This is a genomic window from Telluria sp. LT2P34, from assembly GCF_059685915.1.
On the sequence record NZ_JCASIN010000007.1, the window covers coordinates 26,561 to 50,443 of the forward strand.

The window sequence follows — 23,883 nt, forward strand, 5'->3', positions numbered from 1 at the left end:
CTACAAGAACAGCTTATAGACCGGATTGCTGCTCTCATCCCAGTAGCGGTAGCCCAGCGTCGCCAGGAACTGCCGGAATTCGTCCATCTCCCCGCCTGGCACCTGCAAGCCGACCAGGATGCGCCCCACATCGCCGCCCTGGTTGCGGTAGTGAAACAGGGAAATGTTCCAGTTCGGCGCCATGCTGTCGAGGAAACGCATCAGCGCGCCGGGGCGCTCGGGGAATTCGAAGCGGTACAGCAGCTCGTCGCGGGCCAGCGCGCTTTTGCCGCCGACCAGATGGCGGATGTGCAGCTTGGCCAGTTCGTCGTGGGTCAGGTCGAGCGTGGCGAAATCGTGCTGTTCGAAGGTGCGTGCCAGCAGGGCCGATTCGCCGCGGCTGCCTACCTGCACGCCGACGAAGATGTGGGCCTGGCTGGCGTCGCTGATGCGGTAATTGAACTCGGTGACATTGCGCGGGCCGACGAGCGAACAGAAGCGGCGAAAGCTGCCGCGCTGCTCGGGGATGGTCACCGCGAACACGGCTTCGCGCGCTTCTCCCAGTTCGGCGCGTTCGGCAACGAAGCGCAGGCGGTCGAAATTCATGTTGGCGCCGCAGGCCACCGCCACCAGGGTCTCGCCCTGGATCGGCTGGCGCCTCATCTGCGAGCGCTCCACATAGGCCTTGGCGCCGGCCACGGCCAGCGCGCCGGCCGGCTCCAGGATGCTGCGCGTGTCCTGGAACACGTCCTGGATCGCGGCGCAGATGGCGTCGGTGTCGACCAGGATGATTTCGTCGACGACCTCGCGCGCCACGCGAAAGGTTTCTTCGCCCACCAGGCGCACTGCGGTACCGTCCGAGAACAGGCCGACGTCGGGCAGGGTAACGCGCTGGCCTGCCTTCAGGCTCTGCGCCATCGCGTCCGAATCGACGGTCTGCACGCCGATGATGCGGATCTCCGGCCGCACCGCCTTGACATAGGCGCCGATGCCCGCAATCAGTCCGCCGCCGCCGATGGCGATAAAAATCGCGTGGATCGGCCCCGCATGCTGGCGCAGGATTTCCATGCCAATCGTGCCCTGGCCCGCGATCACGTCCGGATCGTCGAAGGGGTGGACGAAGGTGAGTCCCTGCTCGCCCTCCAGGGTCAGGGCGTGCTGGTAGGCGTCGGTATAGGAGTCGCCATGCAGCACCACTTCGACGTGCAGGGCGCCGCGCGCGCGGACGGCGTCGATCTTGAGTTGCGGCGTGGTGGTCGGCATCACGATCAGGGCGCGGCAGCCGAGGCGGGCCGCCGACAGGGCCACGCCCTGCGCGTGGTTGCCGGCCGAGGCGCAGATGACGCCGCGCTGCAGGGCCTCCGGGGACAGGTGCGCCATCTTGTTGTACGCGCCGCGCAGTTTGAAACTGAACACGCTCTGCATGTCTTCGCGCTTGAACCAGATGCGGTTGTTAAAGCGCTGGGACAGGGTCGGCGCCAGTTCGAGCGGGGTTTCGACGGCGACGTCGTAGACGCGGGCAGTCAGGATTTTTTTTAGGTAGTCGATGCTCATGGTCGGGCCAATCACAGAGAAAAACGGAAGTCGGTCGGCCAGTGTCCTGGTTCTCGAGAGCGTGTGAAAAAACCTTCAGGGCAAGGCGCGTCGGCGAAGACAGTACGATAGTACGGCGAGACGATGCAACGCAGCCATGGAGGATTTTTTCACACGCTCTAAGACGAAACTGTTTTCCCCGGTGGATGACCGGGACTTGCAGTGCAATACGACGCCTGGTTTGCAGGCTCGTCGTATCGTGTCGGGGCGATGGGTTTTCCTCATTATAATAAAACACCTCCTACTTACCATTCCACCGATGATCGAAACCGCTGTCCTCTGGCTGCTCAAGGTCCTCGCCGCACCCACAGTCGGGCTCACATCGGTATTCTTCATCAGCTTCGTCTCCGCGACGCTGGTGCCGCTCGGCTCCGAGCCGGCCGTGTTCGCGGTCGTCAAGGCCAACGAGGCGATGTTCTGGCCGGCGATCATCGTCGCCACCATCGGCAACACGCTCGGCGGAGCGGTCGACTACTACCTCGGCTACCGCGCGAAGATCGCGTTTGCCAAGGAGCGCCAGAGCCGCTGGTTCGGCTGGCTGGCGAAATACGGCGCGAAAACCATGCTGCTGTCCTGGGTGCCGGGCATCGGCGACCCGCTCTGCACGCTGGCAGGCTGGCTGCGCATGCCGTTCTGGCCGAGCGTCATGTACATGATGATCGGTAAATTCGGACGCTACCTCACCATGACCCTGGTGCTGCTGTATGTGCCGGACGGCTTCTGGCGCAGCCTGGGCGACATGCTCACGCGGATCACGGGCTAAGGGCCGTCGGCATATTTTCGATGCCTCGGCAGGCCCCTGTGCAAACGTAATTTGCAGGGAGCCATGCTTTCCGGCATTTTGTTGCTGTAGGCGTGATTCCGGGATTTGGGCCTGCCCAGCATGGTGCGGCGCACTACGCTAGAATGGTTGTTCTTCGGGCCAGACGATAGTTGATCTCACCATGAACGCCCCAGCACACATCCACACCCTCCTGGCCGACAACGCCGAGGCGCGCCTGCGCGAAATCCCCTACAACTACACCTCGTTCTCGGACCGCGAAATCGTGATCCGCCTGCTCGGTGAATCCTCATGGCAGCTATTGGACGAGTTGCGCGGCGCGCGCCAGACCGGCCGCTCGGCGCGCATGCTGTACGAGGTGCTGGGCGACATCTGGGTGGTGCGGCGCAATCCCTACCTGCAAGACGACATGCTGGACAACCCGAAGCGGCGCCAGAAACTGATCGACGCCTTGCACCATCGGCTGGGCGAAGTCGACAAGCGGCGCCTGACGGTTGATGCCAACGAAGGCGACGCGGTGCTGGCCGCCTCGCGCAGCAGCGCCGTCGAACAGCTACTGGCCGCCGCACGCCGCGCCGTGGACGACTTCGGCCGCGAGTTCCGCGAGATGTACGACCTGCGCAAGCGCGCCCGCGCCGTGCTCGGCGCCTACACCGATAAACGCAATATCCGCTTCGACGGCTTCCATCGGGTTGCGCACGTGACCGACGCCACCGACTGGCGCGTCGAATACCCCTTCCTGGTACTGGTGCCCGACAGCGAGGAAGAAATGGCGGGCCTGGTCAAGGGCTGCATCGAACTCGGTCTCACCATCATCCCGCGCGGCGGCGGTACCGGCTACACGGGCGGGGCGATTCCGCTCACCAGCATGTCGGCCGTGATCAACACGGAAAAGCTGATCGGCCTGGGCGAAGTCGAGATGACGCGCCTGCCCGGCCTGGACCGCGATTACGCCACCATCCACACCGGCGCCGGCGTCGTCACCCACAGCGTCTCGCAGGCCGCCGAAAAGGCCGGCTTCGTGTTCGCGGTGGATCCGACCTCGGCGCACGCCTCCTGCATCGGCGGGAATATCGCGATGAACGCGGGCGGCAAGAAGGCCGTGTTGTGGGGCACGGCGCTCGATAACCTGGCCTCCTGGCGCATGGTCGACCCGAACGGCGACTGGCTGGAAGTCACGCGCCTGAGCCATAATTTGTCCAAGATCCACGACGCTCCCAAGGCCGAGTTCCTGCTCGAATGGACCCATCCGGCGGTGAAAGGCGCGGCTAAAGGCCAGCCTTTCCGCACCGAGACCCTGACGATCGCCGGCAGCAAGTTCCGCAAGGAAGGCCTGGGCAAGGACGTCACCGACAAATTCCTCTCCGGCCTGCCCGGCATCCAGAAAGAAGGCACCGATGGCCTGATTACCTCGGCGCGCTGGATCCTGCACAAGATGCCGAAGTTCACCCGCACCGTGGCGCTGGAATTCTTCGGCCAGGCGCGCGATGCGATCCCGTCGATCGTCGAAATCACCGATTACCTCAACGGCCTGCAGAAGAACGGCAAGCCCGAATTCGAATCGCTGCGCCTGGCGGGCCTCGAACACCTCGATGAGCGCTACCTGCGCGCGGTCGGCTACGCCACCAAATCGAAGCGCGGCACGCTCCCCAAAATGGCGCTGTTCGGCGATATCGTCGGCGACGACGAGAATGCCGTCGCCATTGCCGCCTCCGAAGTGGTGCGCATCGCGAACACCCGCGTGGGCGAGGGTTTTGTCGCCGTCAGCCCGGAAGCGCGCAAGACCTTCTGGCTCGACCGCGCCCGCACCGCGGCCATCGCGCGCCACACCAACGCCTTTAAAATCAACGAAGACGTCGTCATTCCGCTGAACCGGATGGGCGAGTACACCGACGGCATCGAACGGATCAATATCGAGCTGTCGATCCGCAACAAGCTGCAGCTGGCCGCCGAACTCCAGGCTTACCTGTCGAACGGCCACCTGCCCCTGGCCAAGAGCGACGACGCCAGCAGCGACATGGCCGCGCGTGACGAGATCATGGGCGACCGCCCCGAGCAGGCGCTGGCACTGGTGGAAGCGGCGCGTGCGCGCTGGACCTACCTGCTGGCCAACCTCGACCAGCCGCTGGTCGACGCCCACCATCAGCTCGATGCGCTCGGCCTGACCCATCTTTCAAGCGAGCTCGACAACCGGATCGGCACCCAGCCGGGCGCCACCGTGTTCGATGTGGTGCAAGACCATACCGTGCGCGTGTCCTGGAAGCAGGACCTGCGCGCGCCGCTGCGCCAGGTGTTCAATGGCGCCGCCTACCAGTGCATTCTCGACGAATGCACGGCGATCCATAAACGCGTGCTGCGTTCGCGCGTGTTCGTGGCCCTGCACATGCACGCCGGCGACGGCAACGTCCACACCAACTTGCCGGTCAATTCCGACGACTACGCCATGCTGCAGGACGCCCACCAGGCGGTCGAGCGCATCATGAAGCTGGCGCGCTCGCTGGACGGCGTGATCTCGGGCGAGCACGGCATCGGCATCACCAAGCTGGAATTCCTGCACGATGAGGAAATCCAGGAATTTCGCGACTACAAACTGCGGGTCGATCCGGAAGGGCGCTTCAACAAGGGCAAGCTGCTCAACCTGCCGGACGCGCATGCCGACCTGCGCAACGCGTACACGCCCTCGTTCGGGCTGATGGGCCACGAATCGCTGATCATGCAGCAAAGCGATATCGGCGAGATCGCCAATTCCATCAAGGACTGCCTGCGCTGCGGCAAGTGCAAACCGGTGTGCACGACCCACGTGCCGCAGGCGAACCTGCTGTATTCGCCGCGCGACAAGATCCTCGCCACCTCGGCCCTGATCGAAGCCTTTTTATATGAAGAGCAGACCCGGAGGGGCGTCTCGATCCGCCACTGGGAAGAGTTCGAGGACGTGTCGGATCACTGCACCGTCTGCCACAAGTGCGTGACCCCGTGCCCGGTGAACATCGACTTCGGCGACGTCTCGATGAACATGCGCAATTTGCTGCGCAAGATGGACAAGCGCAGTTTCAAGCCGGTCAACCGCGCGGCGATGTTCTTCCTGAACGCGACCGACCCGACCACCATCAACGCTACCCGCGCGGCGATGGTCGGCATCGGCTTCAAGGCCCAGCGCCTGGGCGCACGGCTGCTGAAGAACTTCGCGAAAGAGCAGACCGCGGCGCCGCCGCCGACCACCGGCAAGCCGCCGGTACGCGAGCAGGTGATCCACTTCATTAACAAGAAGATGCCGGGCAACCTGCCGAAGAAGACGGCGCGCGCGCTGCTCGACATCGAGGACGACAAGGTCATCCCGATCATCCGCAACCCGAAGGCGACCAATGCCGACAGCGAAGCGGTGTTCTACTTCCCCGGCTGCGGCTCCGAGCGCCTGTTCTCGCAGGTGGGCCTGGCGACCCAGGCGATGCTGTGGGAAGTCGGCGTGCAAACCGTGCTGCCGCCGGGCTACCTGTGCTGCGGCTACCCGCAGCGCGGCGCCGGCCAGTACGACAAGGCCGACAAGATGATGACGGACAACCGGGTGCTGTTCCACCGCATGGCGAACACCCTGAACTACCTCGACATCAAGACGGTGCTGGTGTCCTGCGGCACCTGCTACGACCAGCTTGCCACCTATGAGTTCGAGAAGATCTTCCCCGGCTGCCGCATCATGGACATCCACGAATACCTGCTCGAGAAGGGCGTCAAGCTCGAGGGTGTATCGGGCACGCGCTACATGTACCACGACCCCTGCCACACGCCGATGAAGCTGCAGGATTCGATCAAGACGGTGAATGCGCTGGTGCAGACTTTCGACAACGTGAAAATCGAAAAGAACGACCGCTGCTGCGGCGAATCCGGCACCTTCGCCGTGACGCGGCCGGACATCGCGACCCAGGTACGCTACCGCAAGGAAAGCGAAGTCGAGAAGGGCGCGGCCAGGCTGCGCGAAGACGGTTTCGAGGGCGAAGTCAAAGTGCTGACCAGCTGCCCGTCCTGCCTGCAGGGCCTGTCGCGCTACAATAAGGATGCCAACACCACGGCCGACTACATCGTGGTCGAAATCGCGCGCCATCTGCTGGGCGAGAACTGGTTGCCGGACTATGTGGCACGCGCCAACAACGGCGGCATCGAAAGGGTTTTAGTGTGAATGATCTGCCCATCCAGGACGCGGTCTGCGAACTGTGCGTCCTCGAGGTTCCGACGGTGTACGCCGACGACAAGCTGTCGGTCACCATCGTCGAAGACGCCAACTATCCCGGCTTTTGCCGCGTGATCTGGCGCGACCACGTGCGCGAGATGAGCGACTTGGCCGAAGAAGACCGCCTCTTGCTCAACGAGGTGGTCTACCAGGTCGAACAAGCCGTGCGCGACACGATGGCGCCGACGAAAATGAACGTGGCGAGCCTCGGCAATGTCGTGCCGCACCTGCACTGGCACGTCATTCCGCGCTATGCGGACGATGCCCATTTCCCGGCGCCGGTCTGGGCCGCCGCCGTGCGCCAGAGCGATGAATCCGTGCTGGCGGCGCGCCGCGCCCAGCTGCCGCACCTGGCCGAAGCGATTGCGCAACGCCTGCAACTCATGAAATATTCCCATGCCAAACCCGACTGATCTCACCGTCCACCAGAAGTCCCGCCTGTTCGACATCGCTTTCGATGACGGCAGCGCCTTTTCGATCCCGTTCGAGCTGATGCGCGTGTATTCGCCCTCGGCCGAAGTCAAGGGCCATGGCCCCGGCCAGGAAGTGCTGCAAGTAGGCAAGCGCGAAGTCGGCATTCGCGGCGTCGAGCCGGTCGGCAATTACGCGGTGAAACCGCTGTTCACTGACGGCCACGAAAGCGGCATCTATACCTGGGATTACCTGTACAAGCTCGGCAATGAACATGAGGCCCTGTGGCAGGACTACCTGGCGCGCCTGCACGCGGCCGGCTTCGAGGGCGACAGCGGCCGCGAACCGGGTACGGTGCTGCCGGGAGCACCGGTACGTACCGGTGGTTGTGGCAGCCACAGCCATTGAGTCGAATTCAGGTAAAAGAAAAGCGCCCGACAGGGCGCTTTTTTCATGGATGCAAGCCGCGCTGGGCGGCCCAACCATTACTCCGGCTGGATGTTGGCAGCCTGCTTGCCCTTTGGGCCGGTCGTGATCTCGAAGTTCACGCGCTGGTTCTCGGCCAGCGACTTGAAGCCGTTGGAGTTGATAGCCGAAAAGTGCGCGAATACGTCTTCACCACCGCCGTCCGGGGTAATGAAGCCAAAACCCTTCGCATCGTTGAACCATTTAACAGTACCGCTCGTCATGTTGTTGCTCCCCTAAAGATTATTTGTTGTATGCCTTGCCTGTGCTTGCGGTGATGAAACGTATAACGCCAGTACCGGGCCCAACAAAGCAAATTGATTATAGGCATAACTGAACAACAATGAAGCACAATTGTGCGCAATTTTATTGTTGAGTTGGGCCGCTGCGACGCCAGGCCTGACGCCCCGTGGAAAGCAGGCAAGAAGCGTTGCCCTAGTGCATTGTAAATACGCGAAAATGGGTGTCTCAGCAGGTGGCAGCGGCGGCCGACAACAAACTCACCACTTCCTCGATCCGGTAGGGTTTGGCGATGATCTTGATCCCGGGCAGCGCCGCCTGCTGTTCGGTGTAGCCGGTCGCCAGCACGATCGGCAGGCCCGGATAGCGACTTTTCAGGATGGTGGCGAGGTCGATGCCGCTGACCGAGCCCGGCATCACGATGTCCGAGAACACGACATCGGGACGGCAGCCTTCGCTGTCGAGCAGGCGCAGCGCGGCCTCGCCGCTGTCGGCCACCAGCACTTCGAAGCCGCTGTCGGCAAGCGCCCGCACGACCGCTTCGCGCACCAGGGGGTCGTCTTCCACGAACAGCACGGTGCCGCTGGCCGGCAAAGCGGGCGCAACGTCGGAGCTGGGGCCGGCGGCGGACGGCACGGGTTCTACGGCCTGTCCGCGCGCCAGGTACATGTCAACCCGGGTGCCGATGCCCGGAATGCTGTCGAGTACCAGCGTGCCGCCGGCCTGCGCCGCGAACGCATAGGCCTGGGGCAGGCCGAGGCCCGTTCCCTGCCCGGGCGGCTTGGTGGTGAAGAAGGGATCGAGCGCGCGCGGCATGACCTCGGGCTTCATGCCGCTGCCGGTGTCGGTCATGCTGATCAATACGTAGTCGCCGCGCGGCAGGGTGGCGCCAATCTCACCAATCTCGCCCATGCCGTCGTGCGCGACATTGATCGCTTGCAGGCGCAGGGTGCCGCCGCCCGGCATCGCGTCGCGCCCGTTCAGGGCGAGGTTGAGCAGGGCGACGTCGAACTGCAACGGTTCCATCGCCACCGACCACACGTCTTTCTCGCAATGCACCTCGATCGCGACCTCGTTACGCAGCGAACCTTTCATCAACTGTACCGCGCTGTTCAACTGGTCGCAGATGTCGACCGTCGTCACGCGCGCTTCCTGCTGGCGTCCGAACGACCCGAGCTGACCGGTCAGAACGGTGGCGCGCGTCACCGTTCGCTGGCAAGTCTGGATCAGGGTCTTGACCTTGTCCTCGCGCGTGCTAAAGGCGGCCAGCTGCAGCGCCGTGGTCAGGGTTTGCAGCAGATTGTTGTATTCGTGCGCAATGCCGCCGGTCAGGCGGCCCAGGGCTTCGAGCTTCTGGTTTTTCAGCAGGGCGCTCTGCGCCCGTTCGGTGGCGGCGATCGCGGTGGCGACACGCGCCTCCATGTCGCTTTGCGCATGGCGGATGCGGGTACTGGCCTCGGCCAGGCGCAATGCCACGCTGTCGAGCTCGGCCCAGCCGAGCGGCTGGTAAATTACTTCGACGCCGTCGCCCACCGCTTGCGCGCTATGGCCAAGCGCTTCAATCGGGGCGATTGCGCGGTTGGCGAAACGGTGCGCCGCGGCCAGGCCCATCAGGAGCAGCAGGGCCATCAAGGCGCCGAGCAGGGCGGCAGCGCGCAGCGGCGCCTGGCGCAGCTCCTCAACAGGCAGGCTCAGCAGCACTTTCCATTCCGCTCCCGGAACCGTGCTGACGAACACGCGCGAGTAGACCCCATCGAGCGTGCGCGACTCGTACATCGTTTCCCTGGCATTGCCGATCAGCTTGCGCGACGATGCAAGTATCGGCTTGCCGACGTAGCGCTCCGGCTCGCGGGTCCGGGCCACGATGACACCACTGCGGTCGATCACGGTCGCCAGCCAGGCAGCTGGCAAATGCTGGCGCGCCAGCAGATCCTGGAGCGAACCGGCGCTGACAGCCATGGCGAGCAGCCTGCGCACTGCGCCGTTTTCCTTGACCGGCACCTGGATGGCGAAGACATGGCGCTTGACTACCTGGCCGGTGAACAGATCCGAAACCAGCATGCCGCAGTTACCGCGCCTGGCCATCAGCTGCGCCAGGTTCGAGGCATTCCGCGTCGGCAGGACGCTGCCATAGGGGCGCGTGGTATTCATTAACTGGCGCGATGCCAGGTCAAACAGGACAATATGCGACGCAGGTGAAGGCACTACTTCGCGCGCATAAGCGTAAAAGACGGGCAGGCGATTCTCCGCCAGGGCGGGCGAGGCCGCCAGCACGCGCAGCACTTCTTCCTTCTTTTGCAGCTCGTTATCGACCAGCAAGGCCATGGCCCGGGCAGTTTCGGCCATGCTGCGGTTCTGCGCCTCCTGGGCGTCGCGGTAAACGTAGGTAACGGCCAGCGCCGCTGCGATAAACGAGGGAACCAGGACGGATAGGACTAGGAGCAGGAAGCGGTTCCTGGTACGCATGGAAGGAATGTTGCCAATACGAAAATTGGGGAGGGTCAGTAATTATACAAGAGTCAATACTTGAGGCTTGCACTGCTGCGCGGCTGTCGTGGCGACTGTCGTAAGGCGTACAGGGAGCGCCCCGAACCATGGCACTTGTATAATGCAACAAGACTAAACAGCCACCTACTTTATGACCAATACCACCCATTTCGGCTACAAGACGGTTTCCGAGGACGACAAGGTCCATGAGGTCGCCAAGGTTTTCCATTCGGTGGCGGCGAAGTACGACGTCATGAACGACCTGATGTCCGGTGGGCTGCACCGCATCTGGAAGACTTTTACCATCGCGCAAGCCGGTGTGCGTCCCGGTTTCAAGGTGCTCGACATTGCCGGCGGCACGGGCGACCTGTCGAAGGCCTTTGCCAGGCAGGCCGGGCCGAGCGGGGAGGTGTGGCTTACCGATATCAACGAATCGATGCTGCGGGTCGGCCGCGACCGTCTATTGAATAAAGGCCTGGTGACCCCAACTTTGTTGTGCGATGCCGAAAAGCTACCGTTTCCGGACAATTATTTTGACCGGGTCAGCGTCGCCTTCGGCCTGCGCAACATGACGCACAAGGACCAGGCGCTGGCGGAAATGCGCCGGGTACTAAAGCCCGGCGGCAAGCTGCTGGTGCTGGAGTTCTCGAAGGTGGCGACGCCGCTGCAAAAGCCGTATGACGTGTATTCGTTCTCGGTGCTGCCGTGGCTGGGCCAGCGCATCGCCGGGGACGCGGAAAGTTACCGTTACCTGGCCGAGTCGATCCGCATGCACCCGGACCAGGAAACACTGAAAGGCATGATGCAGGACGCGGGCCTCGAGCGGGTGCAGTACTTCAACCTGACGGCGGGCGTGGCTGCTTTGCATACCGGTATCAAACTCTAGTATCAAACTCTAGTAGCAAACTTTAAGGGGACTTCGATGAAAATGAAAAAATTCCTGGCTACGGCGATGCTGGCGTTGACCGCCACCGCCATGATCGCCGAAGCCACCGCGCGTCCGATGGGCGGCAAGCGTTCGATCGGCCGCCAGTCGCAGTCGGTGCGCCAGATGCCGGCGCCTGCGCCGGCCGCGCCAATGAATCGCCAGCAGGCCGCTCCCGCGCCGGCGGCTCCCGTTGCCGGCGCGGCTGCCGGCGCCGCGGGCGCACGCGCCGCAGCCAAGCCGAGCATGTGGAAGGGCCTGCTGGGCGGCGCGCTGCTCGGCCTCGGCCTGGGCGCGCTGTTCTCGTCGCTCGGCATCGGCGGCGCCATGGCGTCCTTCCTGTCGGCGGTCTTGATGATCGCGCTGCTGGCGCTGGCCGTGATGTTCATCGTGCGCATGTTCCGCCGCAAGGACACGCCGGCCAACCCGGCCTTCCAGGGCGGCTATGGCGGCCAGCCGGTCCCGGCTGGCGGCACGCCGGCCATCGGTTCCGGTCTCGGCAGCCAGCCGAGCGCCTTCCAGGGCAGTGCTGGCGGCGTGTCGCTGAACAAGGGCGGCGTTCCGGCGCCCGCCGCCGGTTCGCACACTCCGTGGGGCGTGCCGGGCGACTTCGATACCGACGCCTTCCTGCGCCATGCCAAGTCCTCGTTCATCCGCATGCAGGCGGCCTGGGACAAGGGCGATGTCGCCGACCTGCGCGAGTTCACCACGCCCGAGGTGTTTGCCGAACTGAAGATGCAGATCACCGAACGCGGCGGCAATGCCGACTTCACCGATGTCGTCTCGATCGACGCCCAGCTGCTCGGCATCGAAACGACGGCCAGCGATTACCTGGCCAGCGTCCAGTTCGACGGCATGATCCGCACCGCGCCGGGCGCGCAGCCCGAGCCGTTCTCGGAAGTCTGGAACATGGAAAAGCCGCTGGCCGGAAATACCGGTTGGTTGTTGGCCGGTATTCAACAGCAGCAATAAGCAGCAGCAGCAATAATTTTTAGCAAAGTTTCCTGTGCGCTCGGGTTTGTGCCGGGCAAACTGGTAAGATCAACGCCGCCCGCGTCACAACGGGCGGTTTTGTTTTTTAGCGACCCATGCCATGTTCCCGAGCCCTTCTTTACTGTCGCCGCAACGTGCTCTGACTGCCTCCGCCGTCGCCACGATCAACCACCTGCTGGCTGGGGAGGACTGGGCGCGTGCGTCGCTGCGGCGCCATGCCGGCAAGCTGGCCTGCATCGATACCGGGCAGCTGCAATTGCGCTTGCGCGTCGCGGCTGACGGTCTGCTGGAAGCGGGCGATCCGGCAGCGCTGCCGACCGTCACCATCCACGTCAAGCTGGCCGACCTGCCGCTGATCGCGCAAAACCGCGAGCGCGCGTTTTCCTATGTGCGCATCGAGGGCGACGCCGAGTTCGCCAACACGATATCGACGCTCAGCCGCGGCCTGCGCTGGGAGCCCGAGCACGACCTCGAGCGCCTGTTCGGCCCGATCGTCGCCACCCGCCTTGCCGGCGGCGCCCGCGGCGCCGTGGCCAACCTGCGTGACAGCGGGCGTCGCCTGGCGGAAAACCTGGCCGAATTCCTGGTCGAAGAACGCCCCGTGCTGGCGCGCCCGGGCGCGGTGGACGAGTTCGGCGCCGACGTGGTGCGCCTGCGCGACGACATCGAACGCACCGCCAAGCGCGTCGCCCGCCTCGAGGCGCTGCTGGCCCAACACCTGGATAGCTGATGATATTGAAATTCCTGCGCCTGCTGAAAATCTTCACGGTCGTTACCAAGTACGGCCTCGATGAAATTGCAATGTCTGGTTTCGACGCACCGCGTACTGCACGTATCGTCAGCGGCATGTTTTTCTGGCGCAGGAGCATGACGAGTCCACGTGGAATCCGCCTGCGGATGGCACTCGAAGAGCTCGGACCGATCTTCATCAAGTTCGGCCAGGTGCTGTCGACCCGGCGTGACCTGATGCCGCCGGATATCGCCGACGAACTGTCGCGGCTGCAAGACCAGGTCCCGCCCTTCGATTCCGCGCTGGCAATCGCCCAGATTACCGCCTCGCTCGGCGCCCACCCCGACCAGCTGTTCGCCAGTTTCGACCCGGTGCCGGTGGCCTCGGCCTCGATCGCCCAGGTCCATTTCGCGACCCTGAAAAACGGCAAGGAAGTGGCGGTCAAGGTGCTGCGTCCGGGCATGAAGAAAACCATCGACGAAGACGTGGCCCTGATGGACATGGCCTCGCGCCTGGTCGAGCGGGTGTGGAAGGAAAGCCGGCGCCTGAAGCCGCGCGAAGTCGTCGCCGAATTCGACAAATACCTGCACGACGAACTGGACCTGATGCGCGAAGCGGCGAATGCCGCCCAGCTGCGCCGGAATTTTGCGGATTCCGATTTGCTGATGGTGCCCGAGATGTATTGGGATTATTGCTCCAGCAGTGTGATCGTCATGGAACGCATGAACGGCATCCCGGTGTCGCAGATCGACCGCCTGGCGGCCGAGGGCGTCGACCTGAAAAAACTGTCGAGCGATGGCGTCGAGATCTTCTTTACTCAAGTGTTCCGCGACGGTTTCTTCCACGCCGATATGCACCCCGGTAACATCCTGGTGTCGGTCGAGCCGGAAACCTTTGGCCGCTATATCGCGCTCGATTTTGGCATCGTCGGCACCCTGAACGATTTCGACAAGGATTACCTGTCGCAAAACTTCCTGGCCTTCTTCCGGCGCGACTACAAGCGCGTGGCCGAAGCCCATATCGAATCGGGCTGGGCGCCGAAAAACACCCGCGTCGACGAACTCGAATCGGCGGTGCGTGCCTGCTGCGAACCGATCTTCGACCGGCCGCTGAAAGACATCTCGTTCGGCCAGATCCTGTTGCGCCTGTTCCAGACCTCGCGCCGCTTCAATGTCGAAGTCCAGCCGCAACTCGTGCTGCTGCAAAAGACCCTGCTCAACATCGAGGGCCTCGGGCGCCAGCTCGACCCGGATCTCGACCTGTGGAAGACCGCCAGGCCCTACCTCGAGCGCTGGATGGGCGAGCAGCTCGGCTGGCGCGGCCTGGTTGAGAAGCTCAAGGACGAAGCGCCGCGCTACGCCCACATCTTCCCGCAGCTGCCGCGCCTTGTGCACCGTGCACTCGAGCAGCAGGCACACCCGCACCTGCATACCCAGGAGCTGCTCAGCATGCTCGTGCTCGAGCAGCGCCGCACCAACCGGCTGATCGGCTTCGTGGCCTGGCTGGCCGGCGGCGTCGCCTCGGGCATCATCTTCGCGGCCTTGCTGACACGCTACGGCCATCTTTAGTCATGCCCGAATTCGCCAGCCGCGATCCGCTGAGTCCCGCTTTCTGGGACGAGCGCTTCGAGCGCGGTTTCACGCCCTGGGACCTGGGTGGCGTGCCGGCCGCCTTGCGCGAATTCACGGTCAAGGTAGCGGGGCCGAAAACGGTCTTGATCCCGGGCTGCGGCAATGGCTATGAACTGGCCTGGCTGCTGGATGCCGGCTGGGACGCGCTCGCCATCGACTTTTCCCCGGCCGCGGTGAGCGGCGCCCGGCAGGCCGTCGGCCGCTGGGCCGCGCATGTGGTCGAAGCCGATTTCTTCACCTGGGAGCCGCCGCGTCCGCTCGACCTGGTCTACGAACGCGCTTTCCTGTGTGCGATGCCGCCGGCCATGCGGCCGCAGGTGGTGGCGCGCTGGGCGGCGCTGCTGGGGCCGGGCGCCTTATTGGCCGGGTTCTTTTTCTTTGGCGAATCAAAACAAGGGCCGCCCTTCGGCATTGCCAGGCCAGCCCTCGAGGCGCTGCTGGCGCCGCATTTCGACCTGGTCGAGGACGCCGCGGTCGCCGATTCGCTGCCCGTCTTCGAGGGCAGGGAGCGCTGGATGGTCTGGCGCCGCCAGGCGAGCCAATAAGCGAGCAAATAAGCGGGCAAAAAAAATGCCCGCATGCGCGGGCTCGGCAAATACAGCGTTCTTGTACGGCCATGCGGCGATACGACGATCGCGCAAACTTCTGTTTCTTGATCATTCAACCGGAAGGCCCAACCCCGCCGGCAGTATGCTGTTAGGGATGCTATTTAATCACATAGTTGATGCCGGGCAAACCGAACCTTGCCCGATGCTGGCGAAAAACAACACAATCCACGGCCATTCCCGCTTGGCGCGGCACGGCACTCTCATCCGTGGCGCATCGTCTCGCCGGCCTTTCCCGGGAAAGGGCAACGGCTGCCACAAAAGCTTTATAATTCAGGGTTTTGAAGATTTTTGCGGAGTATCACATGCCGATTTATGCTTACCGTTGCGACGAATGCGGTTTTTCCAAAGATGTACTGCAAAAAATGTCCGACCCGGTCCTGACCGAATGCCTGTCATGCGGCAAGAGCGCGTTCAAGAAGCAGGTCACCGCCGCCGGTTTCCAGCTCAAGGGCAGCGGCTGGTATGTGACCGATTTCCGTGGCGGGAAAACTCCGGCCGGCGCTCCGGCTGCAGCAGCGGCGCCTGCCGCTGCGCCGGCAGTCGCAAGCTCGTCCGACGGTGCGCCTGCGGCCGCTGCCTCCTCGGGCGACGCCGGCAAGAGCGCAACGCCAGCCGCCGCGCCGGCTTCCCCGGCAAGCGGCGCCAAGAGCGCGTCCTGATGCGATCACGGCCTGCGGCCACCTGGCCGCAGCAATAAGAACAACGAGAAAGCAATGCGCAAATACTTCCTTACCGGCCTCCTGATCCTGGTTCCCCTGGCGATCACCGGCTGGGTCCTGAACCTGGTCATCGGCATGCTCGACCAGTCGCTGCTGTTCGTGCCCGAGCGCTGGCAGCCGCGCAACCTGATCGGCATGGACGTGCCCGGCATCGGCGCGATCCTGACGATCGCCATCGTCTTCGTGACCGGTTTGCTGACGAATAACCTGGTCGGCAAATGGGTGGTGCGCGTGGGCGAGCGCCTGCTCAAGCGCATTCCGGTCGTCAGCTCGCTCTACGGCAGCGTGAAGCAGGTGTCCGACACCCTGTTTTCGTCTTCCGGCAACGCGTTTCGCCAGGCGGTGCTGATTCCTTACCCGCATGCCGATTCGTACACCATCGCTTTCCTGACCGGCGTGCCCGGCGGCGACGTGAAGAACCACCTGGTCGGCGACTACCTGAGCGTCTACGTGCCGACGACCCCGAACCCGACCTCCGGCTTTTTCCTGATGATGGAACGCAGCAAGGTCGTCGAGCTGGACATGACGGTCGACGCGGCGCTGAAATACATCGTGTCGATGGGCGTCGTGGCGCCGGGCGATACCGTCCCCGGCCTCGTCAGGCAGGGCGAAGCCCCTGGCCTGATCCTCACCCCCTGATCCTCACGCCCTGACCGACAAGACAAGCAATCAAGGCCGCCGCGGCGGCAACCGATACACCAACCTGGAATAGAGAAAAATATGTCCTCCATGCGTACTCACTACTGCGGCCTCGTTACCGAAGAACTGCTGGGCCAAACCGTCAGCCTGTGCGGCTGGGTCCATCGTCGCCGCGACCACGGCGGCGTGATCTTCATCGACCTGCGCGACCGTGAAGGCCTGGTGCAGGTGGTCTGCCATCCGGACAATGCCGACGTGTTCAAGGCCGCCGAGCATGTGCGCAACGAGTACTGCCTGCGCATCACCGGCACCGTCACCAACCGCCTCGATGGCACGGTCAACGCCAACCTGAAGTCGGGCAAGATCGAACTGAACGCCACTTCGGTCGAAGTGCTGAACGCCTCGGTACCGGTGCCCTTCCAGCTGGACGACGACAACCTGTCGGAAACGACGCGCCTGACGCACCGCGTGCTCGACCTGCGCCGCGGCCAGATGCAGCACAACCTGCGCCTGCGCTACAAAGTGTCGATGGAAGTGCGCAAGTACCTCGACAACCTGGGCTTCATCGACATCGAGACTCCGATGCTGACCAAGTCGACCCCGGAAGGCGCACGCGACTACCTGGTGCCGTCGCGCGTCAACGCGGGCAGCTTCTTCGCACTGCCGCAGTCGCCGCAGCTGTTCAAGCAGCTCTTGATGGTCGCCAACTTCGACCGTTACTACCAGATCACCAAGTGCTTCCGCGACGAAGACCTGCGCGCCGACCGCCAGCCGGAATTTACCCAGATCGACTGCGAAACTTCGTTCCTGACCGAACAGGAAATCCGCGACCTGTTCGAGGACATGATGCGCGTCGTGTTCAAGAACGCCGCCGGCATCGACCTGCCGAAGCCGTTCCCGGTGATGGATTTCGCCACCGCCATGGGCATGTATGGTTCGGACAAGCCGGACATGCGCGTGAAACTCGAGTTCACCGAACTGACCGAGCTGATGAAGTCGGTCGAGTTCAAGGTCTTCAACAGCGCCGCCAACATGACCGGCGGGCGTGTGGTCGGCATGCGCGTGCCGCAGGGCGGTTCGATGCCGCGTTCGGAAATCGACGCCTACACCCAGTTCGTCGCCATCTACGGCGCCAAGGGCCTGGCCTACATCAAGGTCAACGAAAAGGCCAAAGGCCGTGACGGCCTGCAGTCGCCGATCGTTAAGAACATCTCGGACGAAGTCCTCGCCAAAATCCTTGAACTGACCAAGGCCGAAGACGGCGACCTGATCTTCTTCGGCGCCGACAAGGCCAAGGTGGTCAACGACGCCATCGGCGCCTTGCGTGTAAAAATCGGCCACTCGGAATTTGCGAAGAAGGCCGGCCTGTTCGAAGAAACCTGGGCACCGTTGTGGGTGATCGACTTCCCGATGTTCGAGCACGACGAAGAAAACAACCGCTGGACCGCGACTCACCACCCGTTCACCGCACCAAAAGACGGCCACGAAGACATGCTGGAAACCGATCCGGGCGCCTGCATCGCCAAGGCCTACGACATGGTCCTGAACGGCTGGGAACTGGGCGGCGGTTCGATCCGTATCCACCGCGAAGAAGTGCAGAGCAAGGTGTTCCGCGCGCTGAAGATCGATGCCGAGGAAGCGCAACTGAAGTTCGGCTTCCTGCTCGACGCCCTGCAGTACGGCGCGCCGCCGCACGGTGGCCTGGCCTTCGGCCTGGACCGCCTGGTGACGCTGATGACCGGTTCGGAATCGATCCGCGACGTGATCGCCTTCCCGAAGACCCAGCGCGCCCAGTGCCTGCTGACAAACGCGCCATCGGAAGTCGACGAGAAGCAGCTCAAGGAGCTGCATATCCGCCTGCGTAACGAGACCAAGGTAGCTTAAGCACGCGCGGCCTGACGGCTGGGTAGAATAGGGGCCGGAGCGCATCGTCTGACGATGCGCTCCGGCCTTTTTTGTTTGCCCTATGGAGACAGTCAGTGCACAAGATCCCCGAATCGGTCCTCGTCGTCATCCATACGTTCGCGCTGGAGGTATTGCTGATCGAGCGCGCCGACCGGCCCGGGTTCTGGCAATCGGTCACCGGGTCGCTCGATGCGCCCGACGAGCCGCTGTTGGAAACGGCCGCGCGCGAACTGTTCGAGGAAACCGGCATCGTCGCCGATGGCCAAGCCATCCGCCTGCTTGACTGGGGCCTGTCGAACGTCTACGAAATCTACCCGACCTGGCGCCACCGCTATGCGCCGGGCGTCACCCACAACACCGAGCACGTGTTTTCGGTCTGCGTGCCGCGCGACATCCCGATCACCCTGAGCCCGCGCGAGCACCTCGAATACGCATGGCTGCCCTGGCTGGAAGCGGCGGACCGCTGCTTTTCGTCATCGAATGCGGAAGCGGTATTGCAACTGCCGCGCCATGTGCATTCGCATATATAGAAGTGTGATTTAAATCCTTCATTTCGCGCTCGCCCTGGAGTAATCTGGTCAAATGAACAATGACCACAGCGATCCGGCCGGCGCCAGCCATTGGCAGCTCGGCCCCATCATCGACGCGCTGCGCACTTCGCGCGAGTCGACCCACAACATCCGCCACCAGGGGCGCGTGCGCCAGTTGCCTTCGCGCGCGGTGCTGCAGCAAGTCATCGAGGGCGTGTCGGCGGCGCTGTTTCCGACGCACTACGGCCGCCCCGACCTGAACGACGAGAGCATCGATTACTTTGTCGGCGACACGCTGAACATTGCCCTCGACCGCCTGGTCGGCCAGGTGCGGCGCGCGCTGCGCTTCAATCCCGGCCTGGAAGAGGCGGGCGACGCCGAGCTGTTCGAACGTGCGCGCAACATCACCCGGGCCTTTGCCGGCAGCTTGCCGGAAATTCGCGCCTTGCTGGTGTCGGACGTGCATGCGGCGTTGGCCGGCGACCCGGCCGCCAGTTCCGTGGCCGAGATCATGCTCTGCTATCCCGGCACCATTGCGGTGCTCTACCACCGGCTGGCGCATTGCCTGCATCGCCTCGGCGTACCCTTCCTGGCGCGCCTGGCGGCGGACATTGCCCACACGCTGACCGGGATCGACATCCACCCAGGCGCGCGCATCGGCGCCAGCTTCTTTATCGACCACGGCACCGGCGTCGTGATCGGCGAAACTGCGATCATCGGCCAGCGCGTGCGCCTATACCAGGCCGTCACGCTCGGGGCACGGCGCTTCCCGCTCGACGCCAGCGGGGCGCTGGTCAAAGGGGCGCCGCGCCATCCGATCGTCGAAGACGACGTCGTCATCTACGCCGGCGCGACCGTCCTCGGCCGGATCACGATCGGGGCCGGCTCCACCATTGGCGGCAACGTCTGGGTGACGCAGGATGTCGCGCCGGGCTGCAACGTCACGCAGGCCCAGATGCGCAACGTATAAAGGCGGGAAGTTTCAACGAAGAAAGAATATACGCGCTTTGATCGTCAAATTGACCAAATCGCAGTTCCTTTGTTCAGTCAAGCGTTTTTCTTTTGTAGGCGCAAATACAACGGCGGCCTTCCAAAATTCCTACAAGAATATCGGCTCCAGGCCGATATTATTTTCCAAATGACAACAAAAAAGTTACTAATTTGTAAGTGAATGTTTCAATTGGATGAGTAGGAAAAACGTTAAGTCAGGGATAAAACAGCTAAATTCTTCTACAATTTGATACAAATATGCTGTATGGGCTAACAAATTATCTTAGGAAACTTTCCTAATTACATGAATTTATGTGTCTTTAAGGAAAAATTAGTGATGGGAAATTTGTTGTGTTAGTAATCGCACAATAGAATCGGCGTTTGACAATCGGAAACAGGTCGCATATCGTCAGTAATTCGCGCACAGCGAATTTTTGAACTGCAACACAAATCCAACAAACGGATTCTGGGAGAGAACGCATGGAAGATTTCGAATCGAAGCACGAGAAAGTGAAAGCAGTCAGCATGGACGACGATTGTTTTTATATCGACCTGCAATGCGGGTTGCGCCTCGCTGGCCCGCGTCTGATTTCCGTGCGCTTGTCCGAAGCAGAACGCCTGGCACCGCCCCGCAATGCTGCATTGCGCGCGAATTGGGAAGCGGCACCGGCGTTTGAATGATCTTGCAGCGGGGTAGCGGTTCCCAGAGACGGCGCCCCGTGTCCGCACGATTGGAAAGCTTATAAAAAAGAACACGGACTGATGGGGTTAGAATGTTCCCATGAAGATTCGTGTCGCAACCTACAATATCCACAAAGGCGTCTCCTCCTTGCGCAGTACCCCGCGGGTACTGGCACTGAAAAAGGCGATCTCCGAGTTCCACGCCGATATCGTGTTCCTGCAGGAAGTGCAGGGGCGCCATGACCGCCATCAGGTGCGTTATGGCGAGCATGCGCCGAGCCACCACCACTGGCCCGAAGCAGCCCAGTACGAATATTTCGCCGGCGACTCGCACCATTCCGCCTATGGCATGAACGCGGTCTACGACCACGGCCACCACGGCAATGCCTTGCTCAGCAGTTTCCCGATCGCGAACACCCATAACCACGACGTTTCCGACCATGCCTACGAACAGCGCGGCATCCTGCACTGTGTGCTGGAAACGCCGGCCGGCAAGGTGCATTGCTATGTGGTCCACCTCGGCCTGTTCGAGGGCGGGCGTGGACGCCAGACGCTGCAGCTGATCGAAGCCGTCCGGCACTCGGCGCCGGACGGCGAGCCGGTCATCATTGCCGGCGACTTCAACGACTGGCGCAATACCCTCAGCGACCGCTTGCGCCAGGCGCTGGGCGTGACCGAGGTGTTCGACGAGCTCGGCCCGAAATCGGCGCTGGGCGACATGGTGCGCAGCTGGGCCGGCCGCCAGCCGCGCCTGGCGCCAGCGCGGACCTTCCCGGCCGCACTGCCCTGGTTCCGGCTCGACCGCATCTATGTACGCGGCTTCAAGGTCGACAATGCCCAGGTGATGGCGGGGCCGATCTGGGCCAAACTGTCCGACCACGCGCCGATCGTCGCCGAACTGCAACTGGCGTAGTCAGCGTATCGCATGCGCAGCCTTCCTTACGTAGCGGGCAACGATGTCACCCTGCTGGAAACCGGGCAGCAGCTGTTCCCGGCGATGATCGCCGCGATCGACGCTGCGCACCATGAAATCCTGTTCGAAACCTATATCTTTGCCGAAGACGCGGTCGCGCGCGACATCGCCGCCGCGCTGATGCGCGCGGCCAGCCGCGGCGTCAAGGTGCGCGTGCTGGTCGACTGGTTCGGCACCGGCGACCGCACCTGCCGCCGCCTAGGCGCAGCCTTCGCCGCCGCCGGCGTGCATTACCGCGTGTTCAACCGCTGGTTCAGGCGCGGCATCGCGCGTACCCACCGCAAGATCACGGTCGTCGACCGCAGCGTGGCCTTTGTCGGCGGCATCAATACCAACGACGACATGGTGTGCGACTACGATCCCGAACGCGCGCTGCCGGCGCCGCGCTGGGATTTCGCGGTGCGCGTGCGCGGGCCGCTGGTGGCGCAGATCCACTTCGAGGCCCAGGCCCAGTGGATGCGCGCCGGCCACCTGAAACTGATCCACCGCATGGAACTGTTTCTCGAATCGCAGCGCGAGGCGCGCCGCGCGACCGTCCGCCAGAGCAGCGGCGCAGGGGCGGGATTGATGCGCGCCGGTTTCGTGGTGCGCGACAACCTGCGCAACCGGCGCACGATCCAGCGCGCCTACCTGCAAGCCATCGGCCAGGCCCGCAAGAGCGTGCTGCTGGCCAATCCGTATTTCGCGCCGGGGCGAAAATTCCGCGACGCCCTGGCGCAGGCGGCGAGCCGCGGTGTCGAGGTCACGCTGTTGATCGGCGTCGGCGAATTCCGGATGCAGGACGCCGTGGCGCGCTCGTTCTATCCGAAACTGCTCGACGCCGGCATCCAGGTGGTCGAGTACCGCAAGACCCAGCTGCACGCGAAGATCGCCGTGGTCGACGACGACTGGGCCACGGTCGGATCGAGCAACTGCGACGGCCTGTCGCTGTTCCTGAACCAGGAAGCGAACATTGTTGTGAGAAACGCCTCTTTTGCCCAGGCCGTGCGTACCCATATCAAGAGGGGCATCGCCGACGGCGTCGTCGTGTGCCCCAGGGAATTCGAAGGCGTGGGATGGCTGCGTCGGGCTTCGTACGGGCTGGCCTACCTCCTGTACAAGCTGACGATGCGCATTTTTGCGATTGGATACGCATAAGGAAGAGCAGGCTATGGAAGACAATAACGTACGCATCGACAAGTGGCTGTGGGCCGCACGCTTTTTCAAGACCCGTTCGATGGCGTCGGACGCGGTCGACCGTGGCCGGGTCCGCATTGCGGGCGAACCGGTAAAGCCGGCGCGCGCGGTGAAACTCAGCGACAAGATTTCCATCGATAACGGCTCGGACCGTTGGGAAATCGTGGTGCTCGGCATTTCGGACAAACGCGGCGCCGCGCCGATCGCGCGTACGCTCTACAGCGAAACCGAGGAGAGCATCCAGCGCCGCGAAAATGATTCCGAGGCGAAGAGATTGTTCCCGGAGCCGGGCAGCGCGATCAAGGGGCGGCCGACCAAGCGCGACCGGCGCGCGATTTCAAAGGCGGGCGGGGCCGATTGACCCAGGGTGGGCACCCCGTGCCCACGCGGAACGTGATGTCATCGGCGGCGCGATCGGCAATAGAACCCCACCTCTAAGTTCCCGTTTGACATTCGGAGCCCGATAGATAATAGTACGAGCGTTCGGATTTTTCGATTCACCCGGGGGATAGTCATCAACACTTCAGCCAAATTCATGCGCAAGGGCGAGCAGACGCGGGCCGCGATCCTCGACGTCGCGCTCGAGCTGGCCAGCCGGAATGGCCTGGAGGGCCTTACCATCGGCCTGCTGGCCGATCGCATGAGCATGAGCAAGTCGGGCGTGTTCGCGCACTTCGGTTCGCGCGAAGACCTGCAGATGGAAGTGCTGAAGCTGTATCACCACCGTTTCGAGCAGGAAGTTTTTTTCCCCAGCGTCAAGGAGCCACGCGGCTTGCCGCGCCTGGAGTCGATGTTTGCACGCTGGGTCAAGCGGGTGTCGGTCGAAATCGCGTCGGGTTGTATTTATATCAGCGGCGCGGTGGAGTACGATGACCGGCCGGGCCCGATCCGCGAATCGCTGGTGGCGATGGTGGGAGCCTGGCAGGGCGCCTTGCTGCGCTGCGTGCAGCAGGCGATCGATTGCCAGGATCTGAAACCCGGCACCGACCCCGAGCAGCTGGTCTACGAATGCTACGGGCTGATCCTGGCCTTGCACCACGATGCGCGTTTCCTGCGCAACCCCGGCGCGGTCGAGCGCGCCAACCGCGGCTTCGCGCGGCTGATCGAGAACTACCGTAACCCCGTTCACAGCAATCATCAGAGCAACTGAGCCGGCCTCATCGCCTGCCCTTCAGTCACAAAATAAACTTACCTTCGTCAGGAGA

At 63.2% G+C, this 23,883-nt stretch carries 22 protein-coding genes; 19 read left to right on the forward strand and 3 right to left on the reverse strand.

What is annotated here, in order from left to right:
* Complete coding sequence (gene ilvA / locus AC56KZ_RS17340) at positions 1-1,533, reverse strand: threonine ammonia-lyase, biosynthetic (RefSeq protein WP_497163433.1); 1,533 nt, start codon at positions 1,531-1,533, stop codon at positions 1-3.
* A gap of 298 nt (positions 1,534-1,831) precedes the next feature.
* Between ilvA and AC56KZ_RS17345 the strand changes: the two genes are divergently transcribed.
* From AC56KZ_RS17345 to AC56KZ_RS17360, 4 genes are all read left to right on the forward strand, one after another.
* Positions 1,832-2,335: a YqaA family protein gene (locus AC56KZ_RS17345; RefSeq protein ID WP_497163434.1), complete on the forward strand. Its 504-nt coding sequence runs from the start codon at positions 1,832-1,834 to the stop codon at positions 2,333-2,335.
* 181 nt (positions 2,336-2,516) lie between these two features.
* Positions 2,517-6,524 (forward strand): DUF3683 domain-containing protein, encoded by a 4,008-nt coding sequence (locus AC56KZ_RS17350; protein WP_497163435.1) that lies wholly within the window; start codon positions 2,517-2,519, stop codon positions 6,522-6,524.
* Entirely contained in the window at positions 6,521-6,988 is a 468-nt protein-coding gene (locus tag AC56KZ_RS17355) for an HIT family protein (RefSeq protein ID WP_497163436.1), read from the forward strand. The genes AC56KZ_RS17350 and AC56KZ_RS17355 overlap by 4 nt, the downstream gene beginning before the upstream one ends.
* Positions 6,972-7,394, forward strand: a complete 423-nt coding sequence (locus AC56KZ_RS17360) for a gamma-butyrobetaine hydroxylase family protein (protein WP_497163437.1) — start codon at positions 6,972-6,974, stop codon at positions 7,392-7,394. Before AC56KZ_RS17355 ends, AC56KZ_RS17360 begins: the two co-directional genes overlap by 17 nt.
* Before the next feature lie 77 nt (positions 7,395-7,471).
* On the opposite strand, the gene AC56KZ_RS17365 is transcribed toward AC56KZ_RS17360, so the two are convergent.
* Together AC56KZ_RS17365 and AC56KZ_RS17370 are read right to left on the reverse strand one after the other, a co-directional pair.
* Positions 7,472-7,675, reverse strand: coding sequence for a cold-shock protein (locus AC56KZ_RS17365; RefSeq protein WP_497163438.1), 204 nt, complete (start codon positions 7,673-7,675; stop codon positions 7,472-7,474).
* A 244-nt stretch (positions 7,676-7,919) separates the two neighbouring features.
* Positions 7,920-10,157 (reverse strand): hybrid sensor histidine kinase/response regulator, encoded by a 2,238-nt coding sequence (locus AC56KZ_RS17370; protein WP_497163439.1) that lies wholly within the window; start codon positions 10,155-10,157, stop codon positions 7,920-7,922.
* 172 nt (positions 10,158-10,329) lie between these two features.
* On the opposite strand from AC56KZ_RS17370, the gene ubiE reads away from it, so the two are divergent.
* The 15 genes from ubiE to AC56KZ_RS17445 all read left to right on the forward strand — a co-directional run bounded on the left by ubiE (position 10,330) and on the right by AC56KZ_RS17445 (position 23,828).
* Positions 10,330-11,064 (forward strand): bifunctional demethylmenaquinone methyltransferase/2-methoxy-6-polyprenyl-1,4-benzoquinol methylase UbiE, encoded by a 735-nt coding sequence (ubiE, locus tag AC56KZ_RS17375; RefSeq protein WP_497163440.1) that lies wholly within the window; start codon positions 10,330-10,332, stop codon positions 11,062-11,064.
* Between the two features lie 36 nt (positions 11,065-11,100).
* Positions 11,101-12,075 (forward strand): Tim44 domain-containing protein, encoded by a 975-nt coding sequence (locus AC56KZ_RS17380; RefSeq protein WP_497163441.1) that lies wholly within the window; start codon positions 11,101-11,103, stop codon positions 12,073-12,075.
* A 121-nt stretch (positions 12,076-12,196) separates the two neighbouring features.
* Complete coding sequence (locus AC56KZ_RS17385) at positions 12,197-12,826, forward strand: ubiquinone biosynthesis accessory factor UbiJ (protein ID WP_497163442.1); 630 nt, start codon at positions 12,197-12,199, stop codon at positions 12,824-12,826.
* Complete coding sequence (ubiB, locus tag AC56KZ_RS17390) at positions 12,826-14,394, forward strand: ubiquinone biosynthesis regulatory protein kinase UbiB (RefSeq protein ID WP_497163443.1); 1,569 nt, start codon at positions 12,826-12,828, stop codon at positions 14,392-14,394. The genes AC56KZ_RS17385 and ubiB overlap by 1 nt, the downstream gene beginning before the upstream one ends.
* A 2-nt stretch (positions 14,395-14,396) precedes the next feature.
* Positions 14,397-15,002: a methyltransferase gene (locus AC56KZ_RS17395; protein WP_497163444.1), complete on the forward strand. Its 606-nt coding sequence runs from the start codon at positions 14,397-14,399 to the stop codon at positions 15,000-15,002.
* Positions 15,003-15,367: 365 nt separating this feature from the next.
* On the forward strand, positions 15,368-15,724 hold the full coding sequence (locus AC56KZ_RS17400; protein ID WP_497163445.1) for an FmdB family zinc ribbon protein: 357 nt from the start codon (positions 15,368-15,370) through the stop codon (positions 15,722-15,724).
* Between the two features lie 54 nt (positions 15,725-15,778).
* Positions 15,779-16,423, forward strand: a complete 645-nt coding sequence (locus AC56KZ_RS17405; protein WP_497163446.1) for a DUF502 domain-containing protein — start codon at positions 15,779-15,781, stop codon at positions 16,421-16,423.
* A 90-nt stretch (positions 16,424-16,513) separates the two neighbouring features.
* Positions 16,514-18,307 (forward strand): aspartate--tRNA ligase, encoded by a 1,794-nt coding sequence (gene aspS / locus AC56KZ_RS17410; RefSeq protein WP_497163447.1) that lies wholly within the window; start codon positions 16,514-16,516, stop codon positions 18,305-18,307.
* A gap of 95 nt (positions 18,308-18,402) precedes the next feature.
* A complete protein-coding gene (gene nudB / locus AC56KZ_RS17415; RefSeq protein ID WP_497163448.1) occupies positions 18,403-18,858 on the forward strand; it encodes a dihydroneopterin triphosphate diphosphatase in 456 nt (151 codons plus the stop codon).
* 52 nt (positions 18,859-18,910) lie between these two features.
* Entirely contained in the window at positions 18,911-19,828 is a 918-nt protein-coding gene (gene epsC, locus AC56KZ_RS17420; protein WP_497163449.1) for a serine O-acetyltransferase EpsC, read from the forward strand.
* A 500-nt stretch (positions 19,829-20,328) separates the two neighbouring features.
* On the forward strand, positions 20,329-20,529 hold the full coding sequence (locus tag AC56KZ_RS17425; RefSeq protein WP_497163450.1) for a hypothetical protein: 201 nt from the start codon (positions 20,329-20,331) through the stop codon (positions 20,527-20,529).
* 100 nt (positions 20,530-20,629) lie between these two features.
* Positions 20,630-21,442, forward strand: coding sequence for an endonuclease/exonuclease/phosphatase family protein (locus tag AC56KZ_RS17430; protein WP_497163451.1), 813 nt, complete (start codon positions 20,630-20,632; stop codon positions 21,440-21,442).
* A gap of 12 nt (positions 21,443-21,454) precedes the next feature.
* Entirely contained in the window at positions 21,455-22,639 is a 1,185-nt protein-coding gene (clsB, locus tag AC56KZ_RS17435) for a cardiolipin synthase ClsB (RefSeq protein WP_497163452.1), read from the forward strand.
* Between the two features lie 13 nt (positions 22,640-22,652).
* Positions 22,653-23,039, forward strand: a complete 387-nt coding sequence (locus tag AC56KZ_RS17440; RefSeq protein WP_497163453.1) for an RNA-binding S4 domain-containing protein — start codon at positions 22,653-22,655, stop codon at positions 23,037-23,039.
* Between the two features lie 174 nt (positions 23,040-23,213).
* Positions 23,214-23,828: a TetR/AcrR family transcriptional regulator gene (locus AC56KZ_RS17445; RefSeq protein WP_497163454.1), complete on the forward strand. Its 615-nt coding sequence runs from the start codon at positions 23,214-23,216 to the stop codon at positions 23,826-23,828.
* The last annotated feature ends 55 nt before the right edge of the window (positions 23,829-23,883 follow it).

Bases quoted from the DNA above. Each gene is read 5' to 3' on its own strand.
- ilvA (WP_497163433.1), bottom strand. From the start codon at position 1,533: ATGAGCATCGACTACCTAAAAAAAATCCTGACTGCCCGCGTCTACGAC.
- AC56KZ_RS17345 (WP_497163434.1), top strand. From the start codon at position 1,832: ATGATCGAAACCGCTGTCCTCTGGCTGCTCAAGGTCCTCGCCGCACCC.
- AC56KZ_RS17350 (WP_497163435.1), top strand. From the start codon at position 2,517: ATGAACGCCCCAGCACACATCCACACCCTCCTGGCCGACAACGCCGAG.
- AC56KZ_RS17360 (WP_497163437.1), top strand. From the start codon at position 6,972: ATGCCAAACCCGACTGATCTCACCGTCCACCAGAAGTCCCGCCTGTTC.
- AC56KZ_RS17365 (WP_497163438.1), bottom strand. From the start codon at position 7,675: ATGACGAGCGGTACTGTTAAATGGTTCAACGATGCGAAGGGTTTTGGC.
- AC56KZ_RS17370 (WP_497163439.1), bottom strand. From the start codon at position 10,157: ATGCGTACCAGGAACCGCTTCCTGCTCCTAGTCCTATCCGTCCTGGTT.
- ubiE (WP_497163440.1), top strand. From the start codon at position 10,330: ATGACCAATACCACCCATTTCGGCTACAAGACGGTTTCCGAGGACGAC.
- AC56KZ_RS17380 (WP_497163441.1), top strand. From the start codon at position 11,101: ATGAAAATGAAAAAATTCCTGGCTACGGCGATGCTGGCGTTGACCGCC.
- AC56KZ_RS17385 (WP_497163442.1), top strand. From the start codon at position 12,197: ATGTTCCCGAGCCCTTCTTTACTGTCGCCGCAACGTGCTCTGACTGCC.
- ubiB (WP_497163443.1), top strand. From the start codon at position 12,826: ATGATATTGAAATTCCTGCGCCTGCTGAAAATCTTCACGGTCGTTACC.
- AC56KZ_RS17395 (WP_497163444.1), top strand. From the start codon at position 14,397: ATGCCCGAATTCGCCAGCCGCGATCCGCTGAGTCCCGCTTTCTGGGAC.
- AC56KZ_RS17400 (WP_497163445.1), top strand. From the start codon at position 15,368: ATGCCGATTTATGCTTACCGTTGCGACGAATGCGGTTTTTCCAAAGAT.
- AC56KZ_RS17405 (WP_497163446.1), top strand. From the start codon at position 15,779: ATGCGCAAATACTTCCTTACCGGCCTCCTGATCCTGGTTCCCCTGGCG.
- aspS (WP_497163447.1), top strand. From the start codon at position 16,514: ATGCGTACTCACTACTGCGGCCTCGTTACCGAAGAACTGCTGGGCCAA.
- epsC (WP_497163449.1), top strand. From the start codon at position 18,911: ATGAACAATGACCACAGCGATCCGGCCGGCGCCAGCCATTGGCAGCTC.
- AC56KZ_RS17425 (WP_497163450.1), top strand. From the start codon at position 20,329: ATGGAAGATTTCGAATCGAAGCACGAGAAAGTGAAAGCAGTCAGCATG.
- AC56KZ_RS17430 (WP_497163451.1), top strand. From the start codon at position 20,630: ATGAAGATTCGTGTCGCAACCTACAATATCCACAAAGGCGTCTCCTCC.
- clsB (WP_497163452.1), top strand. From the start codon at position 21,455: ATGCGCAGCCTTCCTTACGTAGCGGGCAACGATGTCACCCTGCTGGAA.
- AC56KZ_RS17440 (WP_497163453.1), top strand. From the start codon at position 22,653: ATGGAAGACAATAACGTACGCATCGACAAGTGGCTGTGGGCCGCACGC.
- AC56KZ_RS17445 (WP_497163454.1), top strand. From the start codon at position 23,214: ATGCGCAAGGGCGAGCAGACGCGGGCCGCGATCCTCGACGTCGCGCTC.